This window comes from Methylobacterium oryzae, from assembly GCF_036441375.1.
Classification (GTDB): Bacteria; Pseudomonadota; Alphaproteobacteria; order Rhizobiales; family Beijerinckiaceae; genus Methylobacterium; species Methylobacterium oryzae_A.
This window is the reverse complement of record NZ_MLCA01000001.1, coordinates 777,737-799,138: the sequence shown is the minus strand read 5'-3', so window position 1 is coordinate 799,138 and position 21,402 is coordinate 777,737. Positions and strand designations below refer to the sequence as shown.

Genomic DNA, 21,402 nt, shown 5'->3' with positions numbered 1-21,402 from the left:
CTGCGATCGCCATGACGACGCGCGAACAACAAAAAACCCGCCGGCTCGCGCCGACGGGTCTGAAGCAGGGTCCACGTCTCGGATGGTCGCGGGAGCTCGCCCTGGCGGCCTGTCTCAGACAGGCCGGGAACTCGACCGCGCCGCGCTCCGAAAACCCCTATCCCTGCCGGGACTCGTCCGGTGGACCGTCCTGGTCGAGATCGTTGTCACGCCTGCGGCGCGGGAAGATGCCGTGATTGCTCATGGTCCACCTCCTCTTCGTAACCTGGGGCCTGCGGGCCCCACGAGGGGAGAATGAGCCGGCAACCGATTGGTTGCAAGCCCCCGTCAGCCGACGGGTCCGGCTCCGCCGTCGAGCAGCGTGGCGACCCGGGCCGCGAGGTCCGCTGAGCGGAACGGCTTCGTGAGCACCGGCAGGTCGTCGGGGATCTGCATCGCCTCGGCATGTCCGGTAAGGATCAGGACCGGCAGGCGCGGATCGCGCTCGCGGATCTCGGCGGCCAGCTCGATGCCGCTCATGCCGGGCATGGCGAGGTCGGCGACGACGATGTCGTAGCGGTCCGCCTCGAGGAGCCGGAGCGCCGCCTCGCCGTCGCCGGCTTCCGTGGTGCTGTGGCCGAAGCCGGTGAGGAACGAGGCCGTCACGTGGCGCACCTGCGAATCGTCGTCGACGATCAGGACGCGGGCCCGCCGGCCGGCGACCGGGACGGTGCCGGCGGCCTCGGGCGCCTGCTCGGGCGCCTGATCGGCGAAGGGGAGGGCGAGCTCCACGCGGGTGCCGCGACCGACCACGCTGTCGATCGCCAGCCGGCCCTTGGATTGCTGCGCGAGGCCGAACACCATGGCGAGGCCGAGCCCGGTGCCCTGGCCGACGGCCTTGGTGGTGAAGAACGGCTCGCAGACCCGGCGCAGGATCTCCTCCGGGATGCCGGTGCCCTCGTCGGTGACGCTGATGCCGAGATAGGTGCCGTCGGCGATCTCGGGATCGCCGCTGATGGCGAGCCGGCGCGTCGCGACCGTGATCGCCCCCCCGTCCGGCATGGCGTCGCGGGCGTTGATGCAGAGGTTGAGCACGGCGAGTTCGAGCTGGTCCGGATCGACCTGGACCGCCGGCAGGCCGTCCGCGAGGTCGGTCCGGACCGTCACGAGGCCGCCGAGGCTGCGTCCGAACAGGTCGCTCATCCCGGCGATCAGGGTGTTCACGTCGACGGCGCGCGCCTGGATGTCGTGGGCGCGGCTGAAGCTCAGGAGGCGCTTGGTCAGGGACGCCCCGCGCTCGGCGGCGCCGCGGGCGTTCTCGATCAGGCGCTGGACCCGCGGCTGGTCGGCGACCTTCGGGCCGGCGAGCTCGAGGCTGCCGAGGATCGCGGTCAGCAGGTTGTTGAAATCGTGCGCGATACCGCCCGCGAGGGTGCCCAGCGCCTGCATCTTGTCGGACTGGCGCAGGCGCGCCTCCAGGGTCCGCTGCTCGGTCACGTCGCGCTCGATCGTCGCGAGGTGGCTGATCGCCCCGCCCGCGTCGCGGATCGGCACCCGCGTCACGTGGCTCCACTGCTCGGCGCCGGTCGGGCCGTCGCTGATCAGGCTCTCGGCCACCGCCCCGGACCGGATCGCGGCCGCGTCCGCCGCCGTCACGGGCTCGGCCTTCGGGCCGAGAAGTTCGTCCTCGCGCCGCCCGAGGCTGGCGGCGACGTCGTGGCCGAGGAGGGCGGCCTTGCGGCCGTTCAGCCGGACGAAGCGGCCCTCCGCGTCCTTGAAGCTGATCGCGTCCTGGGCGTGGTCGAGGAGGCCGCGCAGGAGAGCCCGCTCGGTGGCGAGGTCCCGGCCGAGGCGGTGGCGCTCGAAGGCCTGCCGGACGGTGGAGCGGAGCAGGCCCGCGTCCCAGGGCTTGGTGACGTAGCCGACGATGCCGCCGCGGTTGAGGGCGGCGATCACCGCGGTGATGTCGGCGTAGCCGGTCAGCAGGATCGCCTGCGCGTCGTGGAAGCTGCGGGCCTCGGCGAGGAGCGCGTCGCCGGTGAGGCCCGGCATCCGCTGGTCCGAGAGCACGACGGCGATGTTGGGCTCGGCGCGCAGGATCTCCAGCGCCTCGGCCGGGCGCGAGGTCGTCAGAACCCGGTAGGAATCCTCGAACAGGTCCTCCAGCGCGATCAGGATGTCCGGCTCGTCGTCGACGGCCAGGATCGTCCCTACACCTGCCGTACCGTCACTCATGCACTGGACGCCTGCCGCGGGATCCCGATCACGAAGCAGGCTCCCCCACCCGGGGCCGTCTCCACGGTGAGCGAGCCGCTATGCGCTTGAACGACGCTGTAGGCAATCGCAAGACCCAGGCCCGTGCCGGATCCGACCGGTTTCGTCGTGAAGAACGGCTCGAAGATCTTCTCACGCAGCGTATCCGGGATGCCGGGCCCGGTATCGCTGATGCGAATCTCGTCGAGTTCGGGGTTCGACTGGGTCGTGATCCGGATCGTGCCGCCCTCCGGCATGGCGTCGGCGGCGTTGCCCAGGATGTTCATCACCACCTGGTTGAGCAGCGCCGGGGTGCAGTGGATCTCGGCGCGGCCCGTGAAGCTGCGCTCCACGGCGATGCGCTCGCCGAGCTTGTGCTGGATCAGCGCGAGCACCGTCTCGATCGCCTCCGGCACGTTGACCAGGGCGCGCTCGCCCTCGTCGAGGCGCGAGAACTTCCGGAGGTTCAGCACCAGATCCTGGATGCGGGTCAGCCCCATCCGCATCGAGCCGACCCGCTGCCGGGCCTTGTCGATGGCGCGGGTGGCGGCCTCCGGAGCGGCGCCCGGCAACTCGCCGAGCAGGCGCTCGACGGTGCCCTGGTGGGCCAGGATGAAGGCCAGGGGATTGTTGATCTCGTGGGCGATCCCCGCCACCAGCTCGCCGAGCGAGGCCATCTTGGCGGCCTGGACGAGCTTGGACTGCGCCTCGGTGAGCTGGCGGTTGGCGTCGGCGAGGTCGCGGTTGGCCCGCTCCAGGGCGTCGGCGAGGCCCGCTCGGGCCTCGGCCGCCTCGGCCTCGGCGCGGGCGCGCTCCACCGCCCGCTCGCGCTCGCCGAACTGGCCGGCGATGCGCCGGTCGTCCTCCTCCAGGAGGCGCCGCCGCACGAAGCCGCGCACCCGCAGCGCGAGGACCTCGGCGTCGGTCTTCGAGACCACATCGTCGGCGCCGGCCGCGTAGGCCTCGACGAGGAAGTCCTTGGCCGGATCGCTGCCGGCGATGCCGACGAGGTGGAAGCCCGCGCCGGCCGCCTGGCCGGAGCGGCGCTGGCTGATCGCCCGGCACAGGGCGAGGCCGTCATAGGCGTGGCCCAGGAGATCGACCGTGACGCAGTCGAAGGCCCGGTCGGCGGCCGCCGCGTCCAGGGCGGCCAGCGCCGCCTCCGGCCCGTCGACACTCGCCACGTGGTGTCCGTCCTGGCCCATCACCCCGGCGAGGAAGGTCCGGTAGGTGGCGCTGCCGTCGATCACCAGGACCCGCCCGCGCCGGAACGCGGCCGCGCCCGGCCCCTCGCCGTCGCCGGCAGGGCGGCGCTCGCGCAGCAGGGCGCGGATGCGCAGGATCATCAGGTCGCGGTCGGCGGATTTCGGCAGGTAGGCGTCGGCGCCGCTCTCCAGACCCTGGCGCTCGCCGCCGCTGCCGCCCGTGAGCATCAGGACGGGCAGGGCCCGGGTGCGCAGGGACAGGCGCATTTGCCGAATCAACTCGTCGCCGTTCATGCCCGGCAGGTGGTAATCGGCCACCACGAGGTCGGGCTGGCTGCGGTTGAGATGATCGAGGGCCGTCTCGGCGGAGGCGCAGCGCTCCACCGCGAAGCCGTGCGCCTCCAGCAGGAGGCGCAGTTCCAGCGCCTGCGTCTCCGAATCCTCCACCAGCAGGATCCGAGCGGGCACCTCCGCCGCGCCGGCCTCGCTCACGGCCGCGCCCCCGCATCCACGAGGCGCAGGACGTGGTCGGCGACGCGGTCGAGGGGAAGGACGGCCCGTGCGGCCCCGAGCCGCACGGCCGCCGCCGGCATGCCGTAGACGACGGCCGTGCTCTCGTGCTCGGCCACGGTCTGGGCGCCGGCCCTGTGCATGTCGGCGAGACCCAGGGCCCCATCCTCGCCCATGCCGGTGAGCAGCACGCCGATGCCGGACGCTCCGGATTGCCGGGCCATGGACCGGAACAGCACGGTGGCGGCCGGGCGCTGGCCCGAGACCGGCGCGGAATCGATCACCCGCAGGATCCGTCCGGAGCCGATCTCCAGGTGGCGGTCGCCCGGGGCCACGTAGACCCGGCCGGGTTCGGCGCGCTCCCCGTCCCTGGCGAGGGAGACCGGCAGCGCCACGACGCTGTCGAGCCAGCTGGCGAACCCGTCCATGAAGGCCGCACCCATGTGCTGGACGACGAGGACAGGCAGCGGGAAGTCCTTCGGCAGGGCGCCGATCACCCGCGCCAGCGCCGGGGGACCGCCCGTCGAGGCGGCGATGCCCAGGAGGCTGGGGGCCTGCCCGGACAGTTCGGCCGACGGCGCCTGGGGCACGGCGGCGGTGCGGCCCGCCCACTCGGTGCCGATCGGACGGCGGCGGATGACCGGAACCTGGGCCATGATCCGCAGCTGCGTGCAGATCTCGCCGGCCACGCCCTCGTAGCCGGCATGGGTCGTGGCCACGGGCTTCTCGACCACCGACAGGGCCCCGGCCCGGAGCGCGTTCATCGAGATGCGCAGCGAGGAATCCTCGACCGAATCCGCCACCACGACGATCGGGGTCGGGTGCTCGGCCATGATCCGGCGGGTCGTCTCGAGCCCGTCGATCCCCGGCAGGCGGATATCCATCGAGATGACGTCCGGCCGCACGGCCTGGAGCCGGTCGAGGGCCTCCTCGCCGGAGGCGACCGCGGCCACGAGTTCGAGGCGGGGATCGCGGGAGACGATGTGGCGCAGCAGCTCGCGCACCACGAGGCTGTCCTCCACGAGCATCACACGGACGGGGGTCATAGGAGCTGCCCGATCGTATCCAGCAGTTGGCGCTGGTCGAACTTCTGCTTGGTCAGGTAGGCGTCGGCGCCGAGATCCAGGCCCCGGGCGACGTCGGCGGCGTCCCCGCGGGAGGTCATCAGGATCGTCGGAAGCCGGGCGAAGCGCTCGTCGGCCCGCAGAGCCTTGAGGAGGCCGAACCCGTCGAGGCGCGGCATCTCCACGTCGGCGAGGACCAGATCCACGGGCTCGATCTCGGCGCGCAGCCGGTCGAGGGCGTCCTGTCCATCGACGCAGACGACCACGCGGTAGCCGGCGGCTTCCAAGATGCCCTTCTCCAAAGTCCGGGTGGTGATCGAGTCGTCGACGACCAGGATCGTCGCGCGCGCGGACACGCGCGGCGAGGCGTGAGTCGTCGAACGTGGAGCCGGCGCCATCGTTCCGAGCGAACCGCCCGACACCCCGGCCCGGGCGCGCGCCGCGAGCCCCTCGGGGTCGAGGACGAGCACCGGCACGTCGCCGTGCAGCACAGCCGTGCCGGCGATCAGGCCCGGATCGGCGCCGAAATCCGGCGCCGGCAGGACCAGGAACGACCGGACGTCGTGCAGACGGTCGACCGCCAGGACCAGAAAGCCGCCGCCGGTCCGCAGCACCACGGCGGTCAGCGTGCCCGGATCGGCCGGGTCGGCGACCTGTCCGAGGATCGCGGCGAGGTCCGTCACCGGGTGGCTCGCCGCCGCGTCTCCCTCGCCGAGCCGCACGATCGTCCGACCAATCGCGACCGGCAGTTCGCTGCGCCGCAGGCGCAGGAGGCGCTCGACGGCCCCCCCGGGCAGCGCGTAGCTGCGCCCAGCAGCCTCCACCAGCAGCAGGCTGCGCCGGGCCGCCGAGAGCGGCAGGCTGAAGATCAGGGCGGTGCCGGCCGGGTCGCGCGGCTCCAGGCGGACGCTGCCCATGAGCTGGCGGGCGGCATCGGCGGCGACCGACAGGCCGTAGCCGCGTCCCGACAGGGTATCGATCGCCTCGGCGGTGGAGAAGCCGGGCTCGAACACGAGGCGCAGCAAGGTCTCCGGATCGGCGGCGGCCGCGGGGCCGAGGAGGCCGCGCTCGCGGGCCGCCGCCTCGATCCGGGCGAGGTCCGGCCCGGGCCCGTCGTCGAAGACCGTGACCTGCAGGCGGGAGCCGCGCACCGCGACCTCCAGCCCGAGCCCCAGGGCCTCCGGCTTGCCGGCCGCGCGCCGCACCTCCGGCGCCTGCCAGCCGTGGCTCAGGGCGTTGCGCAGGGCGTGGAGCAGCGGGTCCTTCAGGGCCTGCAGCGTGCCGCGCTCCACCGGCAAATCGAGACCCCGCAGGTCGATATCGACCTCGCGGCCCTGCTCCCGGGCGGTCTCGCGCAAAGATCGGGCGAGGGGGGCCAGGACGGTCTCGGCCGGAACCAGGGCAAGGCGCTCGGCGGCGGCGCGGACCCGGGTCGCGGCCCCCTCGACCGCGCTGGTCGCGGAGGCCTGGCGCCGCGACAGGTCCGCGGCCTCCCGGGATCGCGTCCATGGCCTTGGCCGTGTCGGAGACGGCGCGCAGACCCTGGCGCGACGTCTGGGCGGTCGCCTGGGCGGTGGCGATCACCTCGGTGGCGCGCTTGGAGATCTGCGCGCCCGAGTGGGTGATCTCGTCGACCGTGGCGGCCGTCTCCTGCACGGCGGCGAATTGCTGCTCGACCGAGGCGGCCTGCTCCTGCGCCGAGGCCCGGATCTCGGCCGCGGCCGCGTTCAGGTCCGCCGTCGCCGCACGGTTGGTCCGCGCCAGGTCCGAAAGACCCGCAACCATCGTGTTCAGCCGCGCGGAGAGCTGACCGATCTCGTCGCGCCCGCCCGCCACCAGCTGGCCGGACAGGTCGCCCTCGCCCACGCGGGCGACGAAGCCCATGACCGTCTCGAGGGGGCGCACCACCGCGCGGCTGATCAGCCACGTGATCAGGATCGCCAGCAGCACCGAGGCGGCCAGGGTCAGGTAGATCGAGAGGCGCGAGCGCTCGTAGACCTCCTGGGCGGCGCGCTGGCCCAGCGCCATGCCGTCGTCGAGCTGCGACCGGAGATTCTTGATCCCGTCGAGGAAGGGCGCCTGCAGGCGAGTGATCTCCGCGTTGCGCGCCTCGACCGCCGCCACGTCCTGCCGGGCGATCGCCGCGAACTGCGCCTCGCCCAGGGCCTTGACCTCGCGGAAGGAACCCTGGACCGCGGTCGCGGCCGCGGCGATGCGGTCCCAGGACGCCACGCGGTCGAGGGACGCCGAGCGGGTCCGGAAATCGGTGGCGAGCTGGATCGTGGTGGCGAGCCGGTTCTCGACCTGGGCCGCGGTCTGGCGCCAGGCCGCCAGGGTATCGCCGGCCTGGGTCGGGCGCCCCTGGGCCTGCGTCAGCATCGCGATCACGGCGGTGCGGCGCAGGAGCCCGAGATCGCGCGCCTCGTTCCCGAGATCGTCGAGCTGGCGCAGGATCGACATGTCCCGCCGGACGATCGCGTCGGTCGTGTCGCGCACCGCACCGATCTGCTCCAGGGCGTAGAGGCCGAGCGCCACCACCACGGCCGTGATGGCGAAGAAGCCGAGAAGGATGCGTTTTCCGATCGAGAGCGACACGGGCGGGGAGGGCTCCGGTTGGGGCAGGCGGCCCGGTCAGGGCAGGGCGCGGCGCAGGAGGCGGGGAAGGTCGATGACGACGAAGTCGAGACGGCCGTCGCCCGGCGTCTCGGAGCCGGATCGCGGGGCATAGACTGAGGCGGCCTCGTTGCCCAAGCCGTCGGGATCGGCCGCCCCCGCCGCTGCCTCGCCGGACGCCCGGGCGATGCCCAGAACCCGGTCCACCGCGAGGGCGAGGGGCTGGGCCTGGACGCCGCGCAGCACGATCAGATGGCCGGCCGCCGCCTCCGCGTCGGATGCGGGGTCCGGCCGGCCGAGGGCCCGGGCGAGGCTGAGCACGCCGACGATCCGCCCGGACAGGGCGACGAGACCGTCCAGCGCAGGCACCGCGCCGGGCATCGGCGTGCAGGGGCGCGACGGCAGGACCTGGGCGACGGCCGCCAGGGGGACGCCGTAGCGCTCGCCGCCGCAGGCGCAGACGAGGTGATCGACACCCGAATCGCTCGAGACCGCGACGGCACCGCGCCGGGCGAGGGCCGCCGCGCGCTCGGCGCGCAGATCCCGCTCCGGCCGCGTCCGTCGACGGCCGTCCTGTGCACTCGGGCGTGCCACCATCAGGACCTCCTGCTGCCGGCGCCGCCGAGCGCGGCGCGGGCCGCGGCCGCGCTGACCGCGATCTCGCCGGCGCAGGCGCCGTCGCCCTCGGGCAGTGCCGTGTCCGGCCCGAGGGCTTGACTCAAGGCGACGGCATTGTCGAGGGCGCGGACCGCCTCGTGCGGCCGTTGCAGCGCGATCAGCAGCAGCCCCAGGTGGTAGTGGGCCATCACGAAGCCGCGGTCGAGGTAGAGCGCGGCCCGCAGCGCCCGCTCGGCCTCGGCGTCGCGTCCGAGTGTGCGGGCGAGAAGGCCCTCGTAGAAGCGCAGGGCCGTGTCGGTGGGGTCGCGGTCGAGGGCGGCCCGCAGAGCCCGCCAGGCCGCGCCGGTCTCCCCGGAATCGGCGAGTTCGCGGATCCGGTCGAGATCGACGGCTTCGTCCCCGCCCGGCCGGTCATCCCCGACCTCCGGTGCCGCAGGGCCCGGCGCGATCCCGGGACCCGACGCCGGGTTTGGCACCGGATCGGCCGCGGCGCCGGGTCTTCCGGGACCGGGCGCGTCCGGGCCCCGGACGGCATCCTGCGCGGGCGGCTCCGTCGCCTGTCGGGTCGGAGGGGAGGGATCCGGCACCGGCGCGCCGGGCAGGGCGGACGGCGGCGCGTCGGGAAGGGCGTCTGGCGGCGCCTCCGCGCGCGGGCGGTAGGCCACGGTTCCCGGCAGGCTGACCGCGTCGAGGAAGCTCGCGAAGGCGGGACTCGGCTCGGCGTGGCCGAGCAGCAGCCAGCCCTCCGGCCGCAGCCTGCGGCCGAGACCGCGCACCACCGCGGCGACCGTCCGGGCATCGAAGTAGATCAGCACATTCCGGCAGAGGATCAGGTCGAAGGGCTCGCCCTGCGGCGGCCCCGGCTCCACGAGGTTCAGCAGGTTGCCGCGCTCGAACCGCACCGAGCCGCGATATTCCGGCCGGAGGGCATAGCCGCCCTCGCGCCGGATGCCCGGCGCGACCGGCAGCCGCGTGAAGTAGCGGAGGCGGTCCTCGGGCGGCATGGTCCGGAGGGCCCAGCGGCCGTACTCGGCGGCGCGGGCCGTGGCGAGCGCCTCGACGCTGATGTCGGTGCCGAGGATCGCCACCCGCCAGTCGGGCAGGGCGTCGCCGAGCAGTTCGCGCACCAGGATCGCCAGGGAATAGGGCTCGGCCCCGGTGGAGCAGCCCGCGCTCCAGATCCGAAGGACGCGCTCGGACGCCCGGGCCGCGATCAGCGCCGGCAGGATCGTCGCGCGCAGCGCGTTGAACTGCTCGGCGTAGCGGAAGAAGAACGTCTCGCCGACGGTGATCTCGGCCTCGAGTCGGGCCCATTCCGCCTCGCCCTCCGCTCCGCTCGACAGGAGCACCCCGTAGGCGGCGCAATCGGCCACGGCGGCGGCGCGGAACCGGCGGTGCAGCCGCTCGATCAGCAGCTCATCCTTGTCGGTGTAGTAGTGGTGGCCGGTGCGCGCGATGATCCGCGCCTTGAGGGGCGCGTAGGCGGGATCGGCACCCAGATCGGGGCGGGAACTACCCTGACGGGCCATCGCGCGGTCAGAGGGATTGCGGCAGTGCGGCGAGACGCTTGGCGGCGGCCCGCGTCAGGGCCTCGACCCGGGCGCGTTCCTGGACGGTCAGGAGACGCTCCGGCGCCAGCGCGTGGACGAGGCGCTCGCCCAGGACCAGCTCGGCGGCGACGCAGCCGTTGAGCGTGTCGGCCGCCTCGGCCGGCCGGATCGCGGAGTCCGGGACGCGGGTGAGATCGGCCGCGCGGTCGACGAGATAGGCGGCGGCGGCACCCTGCATCAGCACGAGATGGGCGTAGAGACCGGGCGTCGCGACCGCCGGGCGCAGGCCGAGCAGGGCCGCGAGGTCGACGACCGGGATCGGCGTGCCGCCGAGATTGAGGAAGCCGGTGAGCCAGCCGCCGGAAGCCGGCGGCGCGTGGAGATCCGGGAGCGGCAGGATCTCGGCGACCGCGCCGCGGGGCAGGGCGCAGGCCGTGCCGGCGACATCCAGCAGGAGATAGGCCGAACCGCTGCTGGCCACCGCCACCCGCTCCCCTGTTGCTCGGTCGCGGCCGGACCGGGACGGGTCGCGACATAGGCCCAGTTAACGCTCCCGGCAATTGCGCGCTGCAAGCGCACGATGACGCGGAACCAAGTCTCGTCTGAGCCGCTTATTTTCCGACGCAGCGGCAACGCGCCTGACGAGGCGCGACGCTTTGCCTGCGCCGGTCTACGCCAGGGATTGACGATGAGGAAACTTCTGTTGGCCGCCGCGTCGCTGACGCTCCTCGCGGGCTCCGCCTACGCCCAGGGTAACTCACCCTACAACTCCGCTGGCTCGCAGGCTGGCGGCCCGCGCGGCGGCATGGAGCGCGCCGGCGAGGCTGCCGCGATGGAGCAGGGTGCCGCTCCGGCCGCGCGTCCGATGATGCGCAAGCGGATGAAGCACAAGCGGATGAAGCATCATCGCCGGATGCGCCACCACATGTGAGTTCCGAACACCGGGGCGCGCCGCAGGCGGCGCTGCCCGGGTGGCCCGGCCTGCCGCCTCCGCGGCAGGCCTTTTTTATGCCTGCTCGCAGGACAAGAGCCGGCCGACCGAGCCCGAAGGATAGTGCAAGCCGCCGGCCGGTTGCGGGCCGGCGCGGCGCGGTTCAAGCTCGCGCGAAAGCCGCGACGCGCGGGCAATGTTCGAAAACGAACATCGTCCGGCAATCCATACGGCGGCGCGGCAGCCTCAGGGAAGGCGAGGGAGTTTCGATGTCACGACCGCTCGACCGGCGATCCGAGGACAGGGTCGAGGCGTCCGGTGTCGAGGGGCGGCGCAGCGCCATCGTCGCCTCCGTCCGCCAGCGCGGCTTCGTCACGATCGAGGCCCTGGCGGCGCAGTTCGGCGTCACCGTCCAGACGATCCGGCGCGACCTCAACGAACTGAGCGCCGAGGGTCGGCTGGAGCGCTACCGCGGCGGCGGCGGCCTGCCCTCCAGCGTCGAGAACATCGATTACGCCGACCGCCGCGTGACCCTGCTGCCGGAGAAGAGCCGGATCGGTCGCCTCGCGGCGAGCCGCATCCCGTCGCACTGCTCGGTCTTCATCAACATCGGCACGACGCCGGAGGCCGTCGCCCGCGAACTCACCCGGCACGACGATCTCAGCATCATCACCAACAACCTCAACGTGGCGATCTCGCTGGCCGAGACGACCGAGTTCCGCATCGTCGTCGCCGGCGGAACCGTGCGGAACCGCGACGGCGCGGTGCTGGGCCAGCTCACCTGCGACACGCTCAGCCAGTTCCGGGTCGACGTGGCCGTGATCGGCATCAGCGGCATCGACGGCGACGGGGCGCTGCTCGACTACGATTACGAGGAGGTTCGGGCGACGCAGACCATCCTGGCCCATGCCCGGAAAACCTTCCTGGTCGCCGACCACACCAAGTTCACCCGCCGGCCGATGGTCCAGGTCGGGCGCCTGGAGCAGATCGACACGTTCTTCACGGACCGGACCCCTCCGGCCGAGCTCGTCGCGCTGATGGAGCGCCAGGGCGTCACCCTCGCGGTCGCGGACGGCGCGGGCGAACCGTAACGAACATACATTTTTTCGCTTGCGAAAACGGACGGCCGCGTCAATATACTGCCAACCCGCCACCAGGGCGGCCTTGGAGGAACCATGGCGGCAGCAACGCGCCAGCGCGAGCCGTCCGACGCCTACGATCTCCTGATCATCGGCGGCGGCATCAACGGCACGGGCATCGCCCGGGACGCGGCCGGCCGCGGCCTGTCGGTCCTGCTGGCCGAGCGCGGGGACTTGGCCGGCTTCACCTCCTCGTCCTCGACGAAGCTGATCCACGGCGGACTGCGCTATCTCGAATATTACGAGTTCCGCCTCGTGCGGGAGGCGCTCGCCGAGCGCGAGCGGCTGCTGCGGCTCGCCCCGCACGTGATCTGGCCCCTCCGCTTCGTCCTTCCTCACGACGAGGGTCTGCGCCCGGCCTGGATGCTGCGGCTCGGCCTGTTCCTCTACGACCACCTCGCGCGGCTGCGCACGCTGCCGGGCTCGCACGGGGTCGACCTGCGCGGTTCCGCCTACGGGGCGCCGCTGCAGCAGCGCCTGAAGCGCGGCTTCGTCTATTCCGACTGCTGGGTCGAGGACAGCCGTCTCGTGGTGCTGAACGCCATGGATGCCCGCGAGCGCGGCGCCACGGTGCTCACCCGCACGGGCGTGGTCTCGGCCCGGCGCGAGGGCGACGGCTGGGTCGCGACGCTGCGCGACGAGCGCGGCGGCATCGAGCGGACCATCCGCGCGAAGGCCGTCGTCAACGCCGCGGGCCCCTGGGTCAGCGAGACGCTCGGCGGCACGCTCGGCATCAACAGCCGCGCGGCGGTCCGGCTGATCAAGGGCAGCCACATCGTGGTCAAGCGCCTGTTCGAGGGCGATCAGGCCTACATCCTGCAGCAGCCCGACAAGCGCATCATCTTCGCGATCCCCTACGAGCGCGACTTCACGCTGATCGGCACAACGGACGTGCCCTACGACGGCGAGCCGGGCCCGGTGTCGATCTCGCCGGACGAGACCGACTATCTCTGCGGCTGCATCAACCGCTCGTTCGACACCAAGATCACCCCGGCCGACGTGGTCTGGAGCTACTCGGGCGTGCGCCCGCTCTACGACGACGCGGCGGAGAACGCCTCCGCGGTGACCCGCGACTACGTCCTCAACGTGGAGGACCGGAGCGGGAAGGCGGCGGTGCTGTCGGTCTTCGGCGGCAAGATCACGACGTACCGGCGGCTCGCCGAGCACGCGCTCGAGAAGCTGAAGCCCTACTTCCCGCACCTGAAAAGGGCCTGGACCGGGGACGCGGTTCTGCCCGGCGGCGCGATGAAGGATGCCGATTTCGACCAGTTCCTCGCCAAGCTGAGGGCCGAGAAGCCGTTCCTGCCGGAGGAGACCGCCCGCCGCCTCGCCCGCGCCTACGGCACCCGGGCCCGGGACATCGTCGGGACGGCGCAATCCATGGCGGATCTCGGCGAGGCCTTCGACGGCGGCCTCACGGCGGCCGAGGTCGATTACCTGCGCACCGAGGAATGGGCCGTGACCGCCGACGACATCCTGTGGCGGCGCTCCAAGCTCGGCCTGCGCACCGGCGCCGAGAGCGCGGCGCGCCTCGCCGCCTACCTCGACCGCAAGGCCGAGGCCGCCTGATCATCTCGGCCTCGATCCGGCGGCAGACCGGTCGGGCACAACAGGGGAGGGAACGATGAGCCGTTACGTCGGGGCCATCGACCAGGGCACCACCAGCAGCCGCTTCATCGTGTTCGACCGGGAGGGCAGCGTCATCGCGCTGGCCCAGGCCGAGCACGCGCAGATCTACCCGGCCCCCGGCCATGTCGAGCACGATGCCGGCGAGATCTGGACCAAGACCCAGGGCGTGATGCGCGAGGCGCTGGAGAAGGGCGGGCTCCATCCCTCCGATCTCGCGGCCATCGGCATCACCAACCAGCGCGAGACGACGCTGATCTGGGACCGGACGACCGGCCAGCCGCTCCACAACGCCCTGGTCTGGCAGGACACCCGCAACGACCGGCTGGTCGCCGAATTCGCCCGCGACGGCGGCCGCGACCGGTTCCGCGACCTCACCGGCCTGCCCCTGGCGAGCTACTTCTCCGGCCTCAAGCTCCGCTGGCTCCTCGATCACGTGCCCGGCGCCCGCGAGAAGGCCGAGGCCGGCGACGTGCTGTTCGGCAATATCGACACGTGGCTCGTCTGGAACCTCACCGGCGGCACCGAGGGCGGCCTCCACGTCACCGACGTGACCAACGCGAGCCGCACGCAGCTCATGTCGCTCAAGACCCTGGAATGGGACGACGGCATGCTGAAGACCTTCGGCATCCCGAAGGCGATGCTGCCGAGGATCGTCTCGTCGAGCGAGGTCTACGGCGAGACCAAGGCGCCGTTCGCGGGCGTGCCGATCGCCGGCATCCTGGGCGACCAGCAGGCGGCCCTGTTCGGCCAGACCTGCTTCGCGCCCGGCGAGGCCAAGAACACCTACGGCACCGGCTGCTTCGCGCTGATGAACACCGGCGAGGAGCCGGTCCCGTCGAAGGCCGGCCTCGTCACGACGCTGGCCTACCGCCTCGACGGCCAGAAGCCGGCCTACGCGCTGGAGGGCTCGATCGCCATCACGGGCGCCCTGGTGCAGTGGCTGCGCGACAACCTGCACATGATCAAGGATTCCGCCGAGGTCGAGACGCTCGCCACCACCGTCGAGGACAATGGCGGCGTCTATTTCGTGCCGGCCTTCTCGGGCCTCTACGCGCCGCACTGGAACGAGGGCGCCCGCGGCCTGATCATTGGCCTGACCCGCTACGTCAACCGCGGCCACATCGCCCGCTCGGTGCTGGAGGCGACCGCCTTCCAGACCCACGAGGTGCTGGACGCGATGGCCAAGGATTCCGGCATCCCGGTCAAGGAACTGCGCGCCGACGGTGGCATGGTCGCCAACAACACGCTGATGCAGTTCCAGGCCGACATGCTCGACGTTCCGGTGGTGCGCCCGAAGGTAGCCGAGACCACGGCGCTCGGCGCCGCCTACGCGGCCGGCCTCGCGGTCGGTTACTGGAAGGGGCTCGACGACCTCAAGCGCAACTGGGGCGTCGACAAGCGCTGGACGCCGAAGATGGATGCCGGCCGGCGCGAGACGATCGCCGCCGCCTGGAGCCGGGCGGTGCAGCGCTCCTTCGACTGGAAGACCGACGCGGACTGAGCGGGAGGGCCGTCGGGTCCGCGCGCGCGGCGTGCGGCCCGACGGCCTCGTGACCACCACCCTCCCGCCCGCGCCCTCATCCTGAGGTGCGGCGAAGCCGCCTCGAAGGAGGGATCCAGCCAGCCGCGCGATCCCTGGAGCTCTCCTGCGAAACCGACGCTGCGCTTCGGCACCGCAGGATGAGGGCGGCGAAGAGGATCTGCACAGATAACGGTGACCGCCCTCGGCGATCACACGCTCGCACAAGCTTTAAGCGCTCACAAAAAAGCAGCGAACGGGGGAGACGACATCATGACATCACCCTTCCTGGGCGAATTCCTGGGCACGATGACCTTGATCGTGCTCGGCGACGGCGTGGTGGCCGGCGCCCTGCTCAAGCATTCCAAGGGCGAGAATGCCGGCTGGATCGCCATCACGGCGGGCTGGGCCTTCGCGGTCCTCGCGGGCGTCTTCGTGGCCAACGCCACCGGCAGCGCCGACGCCCACATCAACCCGGCCGTCACCGTGGCGGGCGCGGTCAGCTCCGGCGATTTCAGCAAGCTCGCGACCTACATCCCGGCCCAGATGCTCGGCGCCTTCGTGGGCGCCGTGCTCGTCTGGCTCCACTACCTGCCGCATTGGGGCGCGACCCAGGATCCCGGCCTCAAGCTCGCGTGCTTCTGCACCGGCCCGGCGATCCGCGACGCCAAGGCCAACTGGATCTCCGAGATCATCGCGACCTTCTTCCTGATCCTGACGATCTCCGCCCTTGTGACCACCACGCTGGGCTCGACCGGCGCGATCCCGCGGGCCGTCGCGCCCTACATGGTCGGCATGCTGGTCTGGGGCATCGGCCTGTCGCTCGGCGGCACCACCGGCTACGCCATCAACCCGGCCCGCGACCTCGGGCCGCGCGTGGCCCACGCGGTGCTCCCGATCGCCGGCAAGGGCTCGTCCGACTGGGGCTACGCGCTGATCCCGGTGGCCGCGCCCCTGGTCGGGGCGGTGCTGGCCGGGCTGTTCGTCCGGGCGCTGGGGATCTGACGGAACGGCCGCACCCTCAACCGCCGCGGGGCGGCCCGGCGTCGCGGCGGTTTGCGGCGCGGGGCCTTGGGCCTTAAGTCAGGGCAATCCCGACCGCGCCCCTGGGGCGCTTCCCCGCGGTGTGGCAGCCCCCGACCCATGGCCGTCGTCCTCGACACCCTTAAGAACGATCCGCGGCCGGTCCGCCTGCGCCATCCCGAGAAGGCGCACCGGCCCGACCAGCCCGTCCAGGTCAAGAAGCCGGACTGGATCCGCGTGAAGGCGCCCGGCTCCCGGGCCTGGACGGAGACGCAGAAGATCGTGCGCGAGCACGGGCTCGTCACGGTCTGCGAGGAGGCGGGCTGCCCGAATATCGGCGAGTGCTGGGAGAAGCGGCACGCCACCTTCATGATCATGGGCGACACCTGCACGCGGGCCTGCGCCTTCTGCAACGTGCGCACCGGCCTGCCTGACGCCCTCGACGCGGCCGAGCCCGAGAAGATCGCCGATTCGGTCGCCAAGCTCGGCCTGCACCACGTGGTCATCACCTCGGTCGACCGGGACGACCTGAAGGACGGCGGCGCCGAGCACTTCGCCCGCACCATCGCGGCGATCCGGCAGGCGAGCCCCGGCACGACGGTGGAGATCCTGACGCCCGACTTCCTGCGCAAGGACGGCGCGCTCGAGGTCGTGGTCGCCGCCAAGCCCGACGTCTTCAACCACAACTTGGAAACGGTGCCGGCCAAGTACCTCACGGTGCGGCCCGGCGCCCGCTACTTCCACTCGGTGCGCCTGCTGCAGCGGGTGAAGGAGCTCGACCCGGCGATCTTCACCAAGTCCGGCATCATGGTCGGGCTCGGCGAGGAGCGGAACGAGGTCCTCCAGCTCATGGACGACCTGCGCTCGGCCGACGTCGACTTCCTGACCATTGGCCAGTACCTGCAGCCGTCGAAGAAGCACCACGAGGTCGTGCGCTTCGTCCCCCCCGACGAGTTCAAGGCCTACGAGACCACCGCCTACGCCAAGGGCTTCCTGCTGGTCTCGGCCACGCCGCTCACGCGCTCGTCGCACCACGCGGGCGAGGACTTCTCGCGGCTCCAGGCGGCGCGTCTCGCCAAGCTGTCGCCCGCGCTCTCGGCCTGAGGAAATCCGAACACGATGCCGTCCTTCCGGGTCACCCGCGCGGTGAAGCACTCGCCGCAGCAGATGTACGACCTCGTCGCCGACGTGGAGCGCTACCCCGAGTTCCTGCCGCTCTGCGAATCCCTGCGGGTGATCCGCCGGCAGGAGATGCCGGACGGCGGGCAGGTCCTAATCGCCGAGATGGGCGTCGGCTACAAGGCGATCCGCGAGCGCTTCACCACGCGTGTGACCCTCGATCCGGCGAACCTCAAGATCGTCGCCGAGTACATCGACGGCCCGTTCCGGCACCTGGAGAACCGCTGGCTGTTCAAGGACGGGCCGGACGGCGGCTGCAACGTCGACTTCTTCATCACCTACGAGTTCAAGAGCCGGACGCTCGGGCTCCTCATGGGCACGATGTTCGACCGCGCCTTCCGCAAGTTCACCGACGCCTTCGAGGGGCGGGCGAACCGGATGTACGGGGCGCGGGCGTAGCCGCCATCGCGCGCCCAGGGAAGCGACCCAGGGAAGCGGGACGCCTCCGAATGTGGCGTTGCCCTGGACCGCTTCGCCGCGCTCGCGAGGACGGTGCGCCAGGATGGCGTCAGGCCCGCGCCGGCATCCGCACGTGCTCGGGCCTCACGCCCATCCCGATCATCCGCGCCGGCAGGACCTGAAGCCGCGGCAGGGCGTCGAGGAGGCGCAGGGCCATGGGCGCCCGGAACGGCGCGTCGGCCGCCAGCGAGGTGGCGATCACGCGCGACTGGATCACGCGCTGCAGCGCCTGCGTCACCCGCACCGGGAACATCCGCCGGGCCTGGACCCGGGCGAGGTCGGCCTCGACGAGGCGCCCCGCCCGCAGGGGCTCGGCCAGGAGGTTGGCCGTCGCCACCGCGTCCTGGATCGCGAGGTTGATCCCGACGCCGCCCACCGGCGACATGGCGTGCGCGGCGTCGCCGATGCAGAGCAGGCCCGGGCGGTGCCAGCGCTCGAGCCGGTCGACCGTGACGGTCAGGAGCTTGACGTCGTCCCAGTCGGCGATGGCCTCGGTGCGGTCGGCCAGGAACGGGGCGATCTGCGCCACCGCGGCCCGGAAGGCCGGCAGGCCCTTCGCCCGGAGCGCCGCGTCGCCGCCCTTCGGCACCACGTAGGCGCATTGCCACGCGTCGCCCCGGTCGAGGGTGATCAGGATCCGCCCCGGCCCGAATCGCCCCGCGGCCGCCTCCGGATCCCCGTCGCGGCGCGGCAGGCGGAACCACAGCACGTCGATCGGCGCGCCGAAGGCCCTGGGCGCGAAGCCGGCCCGCGCGCGCATCCGCGAGTGACGGCCATCCGCGCAGAGCACGAGGTCGGACCGGACTTCGACCGAACCATCGGGCCCGGCTGCGCGAACGCCCGCGACGCGGCCCTCCGCCTCGAGCAGGTCCTGCGCCTCGGTGCGGCGGATCAGGCGGAACGCCGGGTAGCGGGCGGCCTCGCCGGCGAGGAAATCCAGGAAGTCCCATTGCGGCATGAAGGACAGGAAGCGGTTGCGGGTCGGCAGCCGGCTGAAATCGGCGACCCGGTAGCTGCGCCCGTCGACGACGCCGGAGAAGTTCTCGACGCGCCGCTGGGGGAGGGCGCGGAAGCGCTCGCTGAAGCCCAGCTCGTCCATCAGGTCGAGGGTGGAGGGGTGGATGGTGTCGCCGCGGAAGTCGCGCAGGAAATCCGCGTGCTTCTCCAGCACGATGACGTCGAGGCCCGCGCGGGCGAAGAGCAGTCCGGCCATCATCCCGGCGGGGCCACCGCCGACGATGCAGAGGCGCGTCGTCACCGTGTCCATGGACCGTCCTTCCCGTACCGTCAGTCGCCGAGGGCGCCCTCCAACAGACCGAGCGCGTCGGCCACGGCGGCGCGGCGGATGCCCGCGCGCCCGAGATCGCCGTAGCGCCGCTCCAGGTGGCGCGTCTCGCCGCCCCGCCGGCCGAGGCCGAGATGCACCAGCCCGACGGGCTTCTCGGCGCTGCCGCCCCCGGGGCCGGCGATGCCGGTGATCGCCACCGCGACGGAGGCCCGCGACGCGGCCAGCGCCCCGGCGGCCATCGCCCGCGCCACCGGCTCGCTGACCGCGCCGTGCCGGCGGATCAGGTCCATGGGCACGCCGATCGCCTCGGCCTTCGCCTCGTTCGAGTAGGTGACGAAACCGCGCTCTAGGACGGCCGACGAGCCCGGCACCGCGGTGATCAGGCCGGCCACGAGGCCGCCCGTGCAGGATTCGGCCGTGGCGACGGTGCGCCCGGCCGCCGCGTAGGCCGCCACCAGCGCCTCGGCTCGGGCGAGAAGCTCTGCGTCGTCGATCATCGCGAACGGGCTCCCCTCGGGCGGCGATGCCCTATCTCATGTTGTGACCCATGGCCGAGCCCGGCTCAAGGACCGGCGGCCGCCGATCGGAGACACCCTTTCCATGATCTTCCCCGCGACCACGGCCTTCTACGCCGGGCTGCTCGCCCTCGTGTATCTGGGCCTCTCGGGATGGGTAATCGGGGCCCGCGTCTCGGAGAACGTGCTGTTCGGCGACGGCGGCGACGACACGGTGCTCAAGCGCGTCCGCTCGCACGCCAATTTCGCGGAATACGTGCCGCTGGCCCTGATCGTCATCGGCCTGCTGGAGGCGAGCGGCGCCAGCCACGGTCTGGTTCAGGCGCTGCTGATCGCCCTGCTGGTCGCCCGCATCCTGCATCCGATCGGGATGTTCGCGCCCCCGAACTCGCCGCGCCAGTTCGCCTGCCGGGGCGGCGGCATCATCCTAACAATGGCGGCCCTGGGCGTCGCGGCGATCGCGCTGCTGGTGCGGATGGCCTGAAGGCGGCACCCGACGCGCGCCCTCGCCCGGTCCTGGAACCGCGCTGATCGGCGAGCCAGCAACAGGTGGCCGGCCGCGCCCCGTTCCCGCGCCCGGCCCGAAGCCGCTCAGCCCTGCCGCATCGCGGTCTCGGCCTGCGCGTCGAGGGCGGGGCCGTCCTCCTCGGGCAGCCGGACCGTCGCGGCGGCCTGGGCGGCGAGACCTTCCGCCCGGCCGACGAAGCCGAGCTTCTCGGTGGTCGTCGCCTTGATGGAGACCGCGCTGAGCGGCACGCCCGCGATAGCGGCGATGCGCGCGCGGATCTCCTCGCGGTGCTTGCCGATGCGCGGCGCCTCGGCCAGCACGGTGATGTCGAGATGGTCGATGCGGCCGCCGCGGGCGCGGACCAGCTCGCAGGCATGGGCCAGGAACTGGTCCGAGGCGGCGCCGCGCCAGCGCTCGTCGGAGGGCGGGAAGTGGGTGCCGATATCGCCGTCCGCGATGGCGCCGAGCAGGGCGTCGGTCAGGGCGTGCAGCGCCACGTCGCCGTCCGAGTGGGCGAGCACGCCGCGGTCGGCCGGGATCTTCACCCCGCCCAGCCAGACGTGGTCGCCGGTGGTGAAGGCGTGCACGTCGAAGCCGGTGCCGAGGCGGGTCACGTAGGTGGTCATGGCGCGGGCTCCCGGCGCTGGCAAGTCGGTGGTCTCGGTGGCGAAGGCGCGGTCCGCCTCGATCAGGTCGGCGGGCTGGGTGATCTTTCGGTTGGCGATATCGCCCGCGAAGACGACCACCGGCAGACCGGCCCACTCGGCGAGGGCGCCGTCGTCGGTAAAGCCGTCGAGGCCCTGGGCTGCGGCGTCCCGGTGGGCGCCGAGCAGCGGGCCGAAGACGAAGGCCTGGGGTGTCTGGACCGCGCGCAGGTGCTCCCGGGGCGGGGTCTCGTGCACCCGGCCGATGCCGGGGGCGATGTCGACGACGCGCTTGACCGTGTCGGTCACCGGCACGCCGGGAACGGCCGCGCCGTGGTCGCGCCCGGCCGCGATCGCCCGCGCGATCAGCGCGGAATCCACGTAGGGGCGGGCGGCGTCGTGGACGAGCACGATCTCGGGCGCGTCGCCGGCGGCCAGGGCCTCGAGACCGGCGCGCACGGAGAGCTGGCGCGTCGCGCCGCCCGCGACCGGCGGGGTAATCTTGGCGCGGATCGCGGGCGCGAGCTCCTCCAGGCAGCTGCGGAAGAAGTCCGCGGCGTCGGCCGCGATCACCGGCTGGATCCGCGCGATCGCGTCGTCGGCCGCGAGCGCCGCCAGGGTGCGGGTCAGGACCGCCTGCCCGCCGACGCGGCGGTACTGCTTGGGGGTGCCGCCGCCGATGCGGATGCCGCGTCCGGCCGCCACCACCACCGCGGCGACGCCGGCTCCCGCGCTGGCGGGTCCGGTGGCTGGCGTGCCGGTGGCGGGCATGGGCA

17 protein-coding genes and 2 pseudogenes are annotated in these 21,402 nt (G+C 72.7%); 8 read left to right on the top strand and 11 right to left on the bottom strand.

The window, feature by feature from the left end:
• Nucleotides 1-327 precede the first annotated feature (327 nt).
• The 8 genes and pseudogenes from MOTC310_RS03770 to MOTC310_RS03735 all read right to left on the bottom strand — a co-directional run bounded on the left by MOTC310_RS03770 (nt 328) and on the right by MOTC310_RS03735 (nt 10,273).
• Nucleotides 328-2,214, bottom strand: a complete 1,887-nt coding sequence (locus MOTC310_RS03770) for a response regulator (RefSeq protein WP_331300850.1) — start codon at nt 2,212-2,214, stop codon at nt 328-330.
• Nucleotides 2,211-3,929 (bottom strand): response regulator, encoded by a 1,719-nt coding sequence (locus tag MOTC310_RS03765; protein ID WP_331300849.1) that lies wholly within the window; start codon nt 3,927-3,929, stop codon nt 2,211-2,213. Before MOTC310_RS03765 ends, MOTC310_RS03770 begins: the two co-directional genes overlap by 4 nt.
• Entirely contained in the window at nt 3,926-4,993 is a 1,068-nt protein-coding gene (gene cheB / locus MOTC310_RS03760; RefSeq protein WP_331301459.1) for a chemotaxis-specific protein-glutamate methyltransferase CheB, read from the bottom strand. Before cheB ends, MOTC310_RS03765 begins: the two co-directional genes overlap by 4 nt.
• Nucleotides 4,990-6,510 (bottom strand): annotated as a pseudogene (locus tag MOTC310_RS03755) (ATP-binding response regulator); the annotation flags it as partial. The pseudogene MOTC310_RS03755 and the gene cheB, both read right to left, overlap by 4 nt.
• A pseudogene (locus MOTC310_RS03750) lies at nt 6,509-7,606 on the bottom strand (HAMP domain-containing protein); the annotation flags it as partial. The pseudogenes MOTC310_RS03750 and MOTC310_RS03755, both read right to left, overlap by 2 nt.
• Before the next feature lie 36 nt (nt 7,607-7,642).
• A complete protein-coding gene (locus tag MOTC310_RS03745; protein ID WP_331300847.1) occupies nt 7,643-8,221 on the bottom strand; it encodes a chemotaxis protein CheW in 579 nt (192 codons plus the stop codon).
• Nucleotides 8,221-9,771, bottom strand: coding sequence for a CheR family methyltransferase (locus MOTC310_RS03740; protein ID WP_331300846.1), 1,551 nt, complete (start codon nt 9,769-9,771; stop codon nt 8,221-8,223). Before MOTC310_RS03740 ends, MOTC310_RS03745 begins: the two co-directional genes overlap by 1 nt.
• A gap of 7 nt (nt 9,772-9,778) precedes the next feature.
• Entirely contained in the window at nt 9,779-10,273 is a 495-nt protein-coding gene (locus tag MOTC310_RS03735; protein WP_331300845.1) for a chemotaxis protein CheW, read from the bottom strand.
• A gap of 207 nt (nt 10,274-10,480) precedes the next feature.
• Between MOTC310_RS03735 and MOTC310_RS03730 the strand changes: the two genes are divergently transcribed.
• The 7 genes from MOTC310_RS03730 (at nt 10,481) to MOTC310_RS03700 (ending at nt 17,611) form a co-directional block, all read left to right on the top strand.
• Entirely contained in the window at nt 10,481-10,723 is a 243-nt protein-coding gene (locus MOTC310_RS03730) for a hypothetical protein (protein WP_331300844.1), read from the top strand.
• A 269-nt stretch (nt 10,724-10,992) separates the two neighbouring features.
• Complete coding sequence (locus tag MOTC310_RS03725; RefSeq protein WP_331300843.1) at nt 10,993-11,814, top strand: DeoR/GlpR family DNA-binding transcription regulator; 822 nt, start codon at nt 10,993-10,995, stop codon at nt 11,812-11,814.
• Nucleotides 11,815-11,898: 84 nt separating this feature from the next.
• Nucleotides 11,899-13,431 carry a glycerol-3-phosphate dehydrogenase gene (glpD, locus tag MOTC310_RS03720; RefSeq protein WP_331300842.1) on the top strand — a complete coding sequence of 511 codons (1,533 nt, stop codon included), beginning with the start codon at nt 11,899-11,901 and terminating at the stop codon, nt 13,429-13,431.
• A 55-nt stretch (nt 13,432-13,486) separates the two neighbouring features.
• A complete protein-coding gene (gene glpK, locus MOTC310_RS03715) occupies nt 13,487-14,992 on the top strand; it encodes a glycerol kinase GlpK (RefSeq protein ID WP_331300841.1) in 1,506 nt (501 codons plus the stop codon).
• A gap of 291 nt (nt 14,993-15,283) precedes the next feature.
• Nucleotides 15,284-16,015, top strand: coding sequence for an MIP/aquaporin family protein (locus tag MOTC310_RS03710; RefSeq protein WP_331300840.1), 732 nt, complete (start codon nt 15,284-15,286; stop codon nt 16,013-16,015).
• A 138-nt stretch (nt 16,016-16,153) separates the two neighbouring features.
• Nucleotides 16,154-17,137, top strand: coding sequence for a lipoyl synthase (gene lipA / locus MOTC310_RS03705; RefSeq protein WP_331300839.1), 984 nt, complete (start codon nt 16,154-16,156; stop codon nt 17,135-17,137).
• Between the two features lie 15 nt (nt 17,138-17,152).
• Entirely contained in the window at nt 17,153-17,611 is a 459-nt protein-coding gene (locus tag MOTC310_RS03700) for a type II toxin-antitoxin system RatA family toxin (protein WP_331289756.1), read from the top strand.
• 109 nt (nt 17,612-17,720) lie between these two features.
• Here the strand turns inward: MOTC310_RS03700 and MOTC310_RS03695 are convergent, their stop codons facing one another.
• Both MOTC310_RS03695 and MOTC310_RS03690 read right to left on the bottom strand, forming a co-directional pair.
• Complete coding sequence (locus tag MOTC310_RS03695) at nt 17,721-18,938, bottom strand: FAD-dependent oxidoreductase (protein WP_331300838.1); 1,218 nt, start codon at nt 18,936-18,938, stop codon at nt 17,721-17,723.
• A 20-nt stretch (nt 18,939-18,958) separates the two neighbouring features.
• On the bottom strand, nt 18,959-19,456 hold the full coding sequence (locus tag MOTC310_RS03690; RefSeq protein ID WP_331300837.1) for a CinA family protein: 498 nt from the start codon (nt 19,454-19,456) through the stop codon (nt 18,959-18,961).
• 103 nt (nt 19,457-19,559) lie between these two features.
• On the opposite strand from MOTC310_RS03690, the gene MOTC310_RS03685 reads away from it, so the two are divergent.
• Nucleotides 19,560-19,958 (top strand): MAPEG family protein, encoded by a 399-nt coding sequence (locus MOTC310_RS03685; protein WP_331300836.1) that lies wholly within the window; start codon nt 19,560-19,562, stop codon nt 19,956-19,958.
• A gap of 107 nt (nt 19,959-20,065) precedes the next feature.
• Here MOTC310_RS03685 and MOTC310_RS03680 read toward each other — a convergent pair whose 3' ends face one another.
• The gene (locus MOTC310_RS03680) at nt 20,066-21,397 is read right to left on the bottom strand and encodes a bifunctional 2-C-methyl-D-erythritol 4-phosphate cytidylyltransferase/2-C-methyl-D-erythritol 2,4-cyclodiphosphate synthase (protein ID WP_331300835.1); all 1,332 of its coding nucleotides are present in this window, start codon (nt 21,395-21,397) and stop codon (nt 20,066-20,068) included.
• Nucleotides 21,398-21,402: the final 5 nt, after the last annotated feature.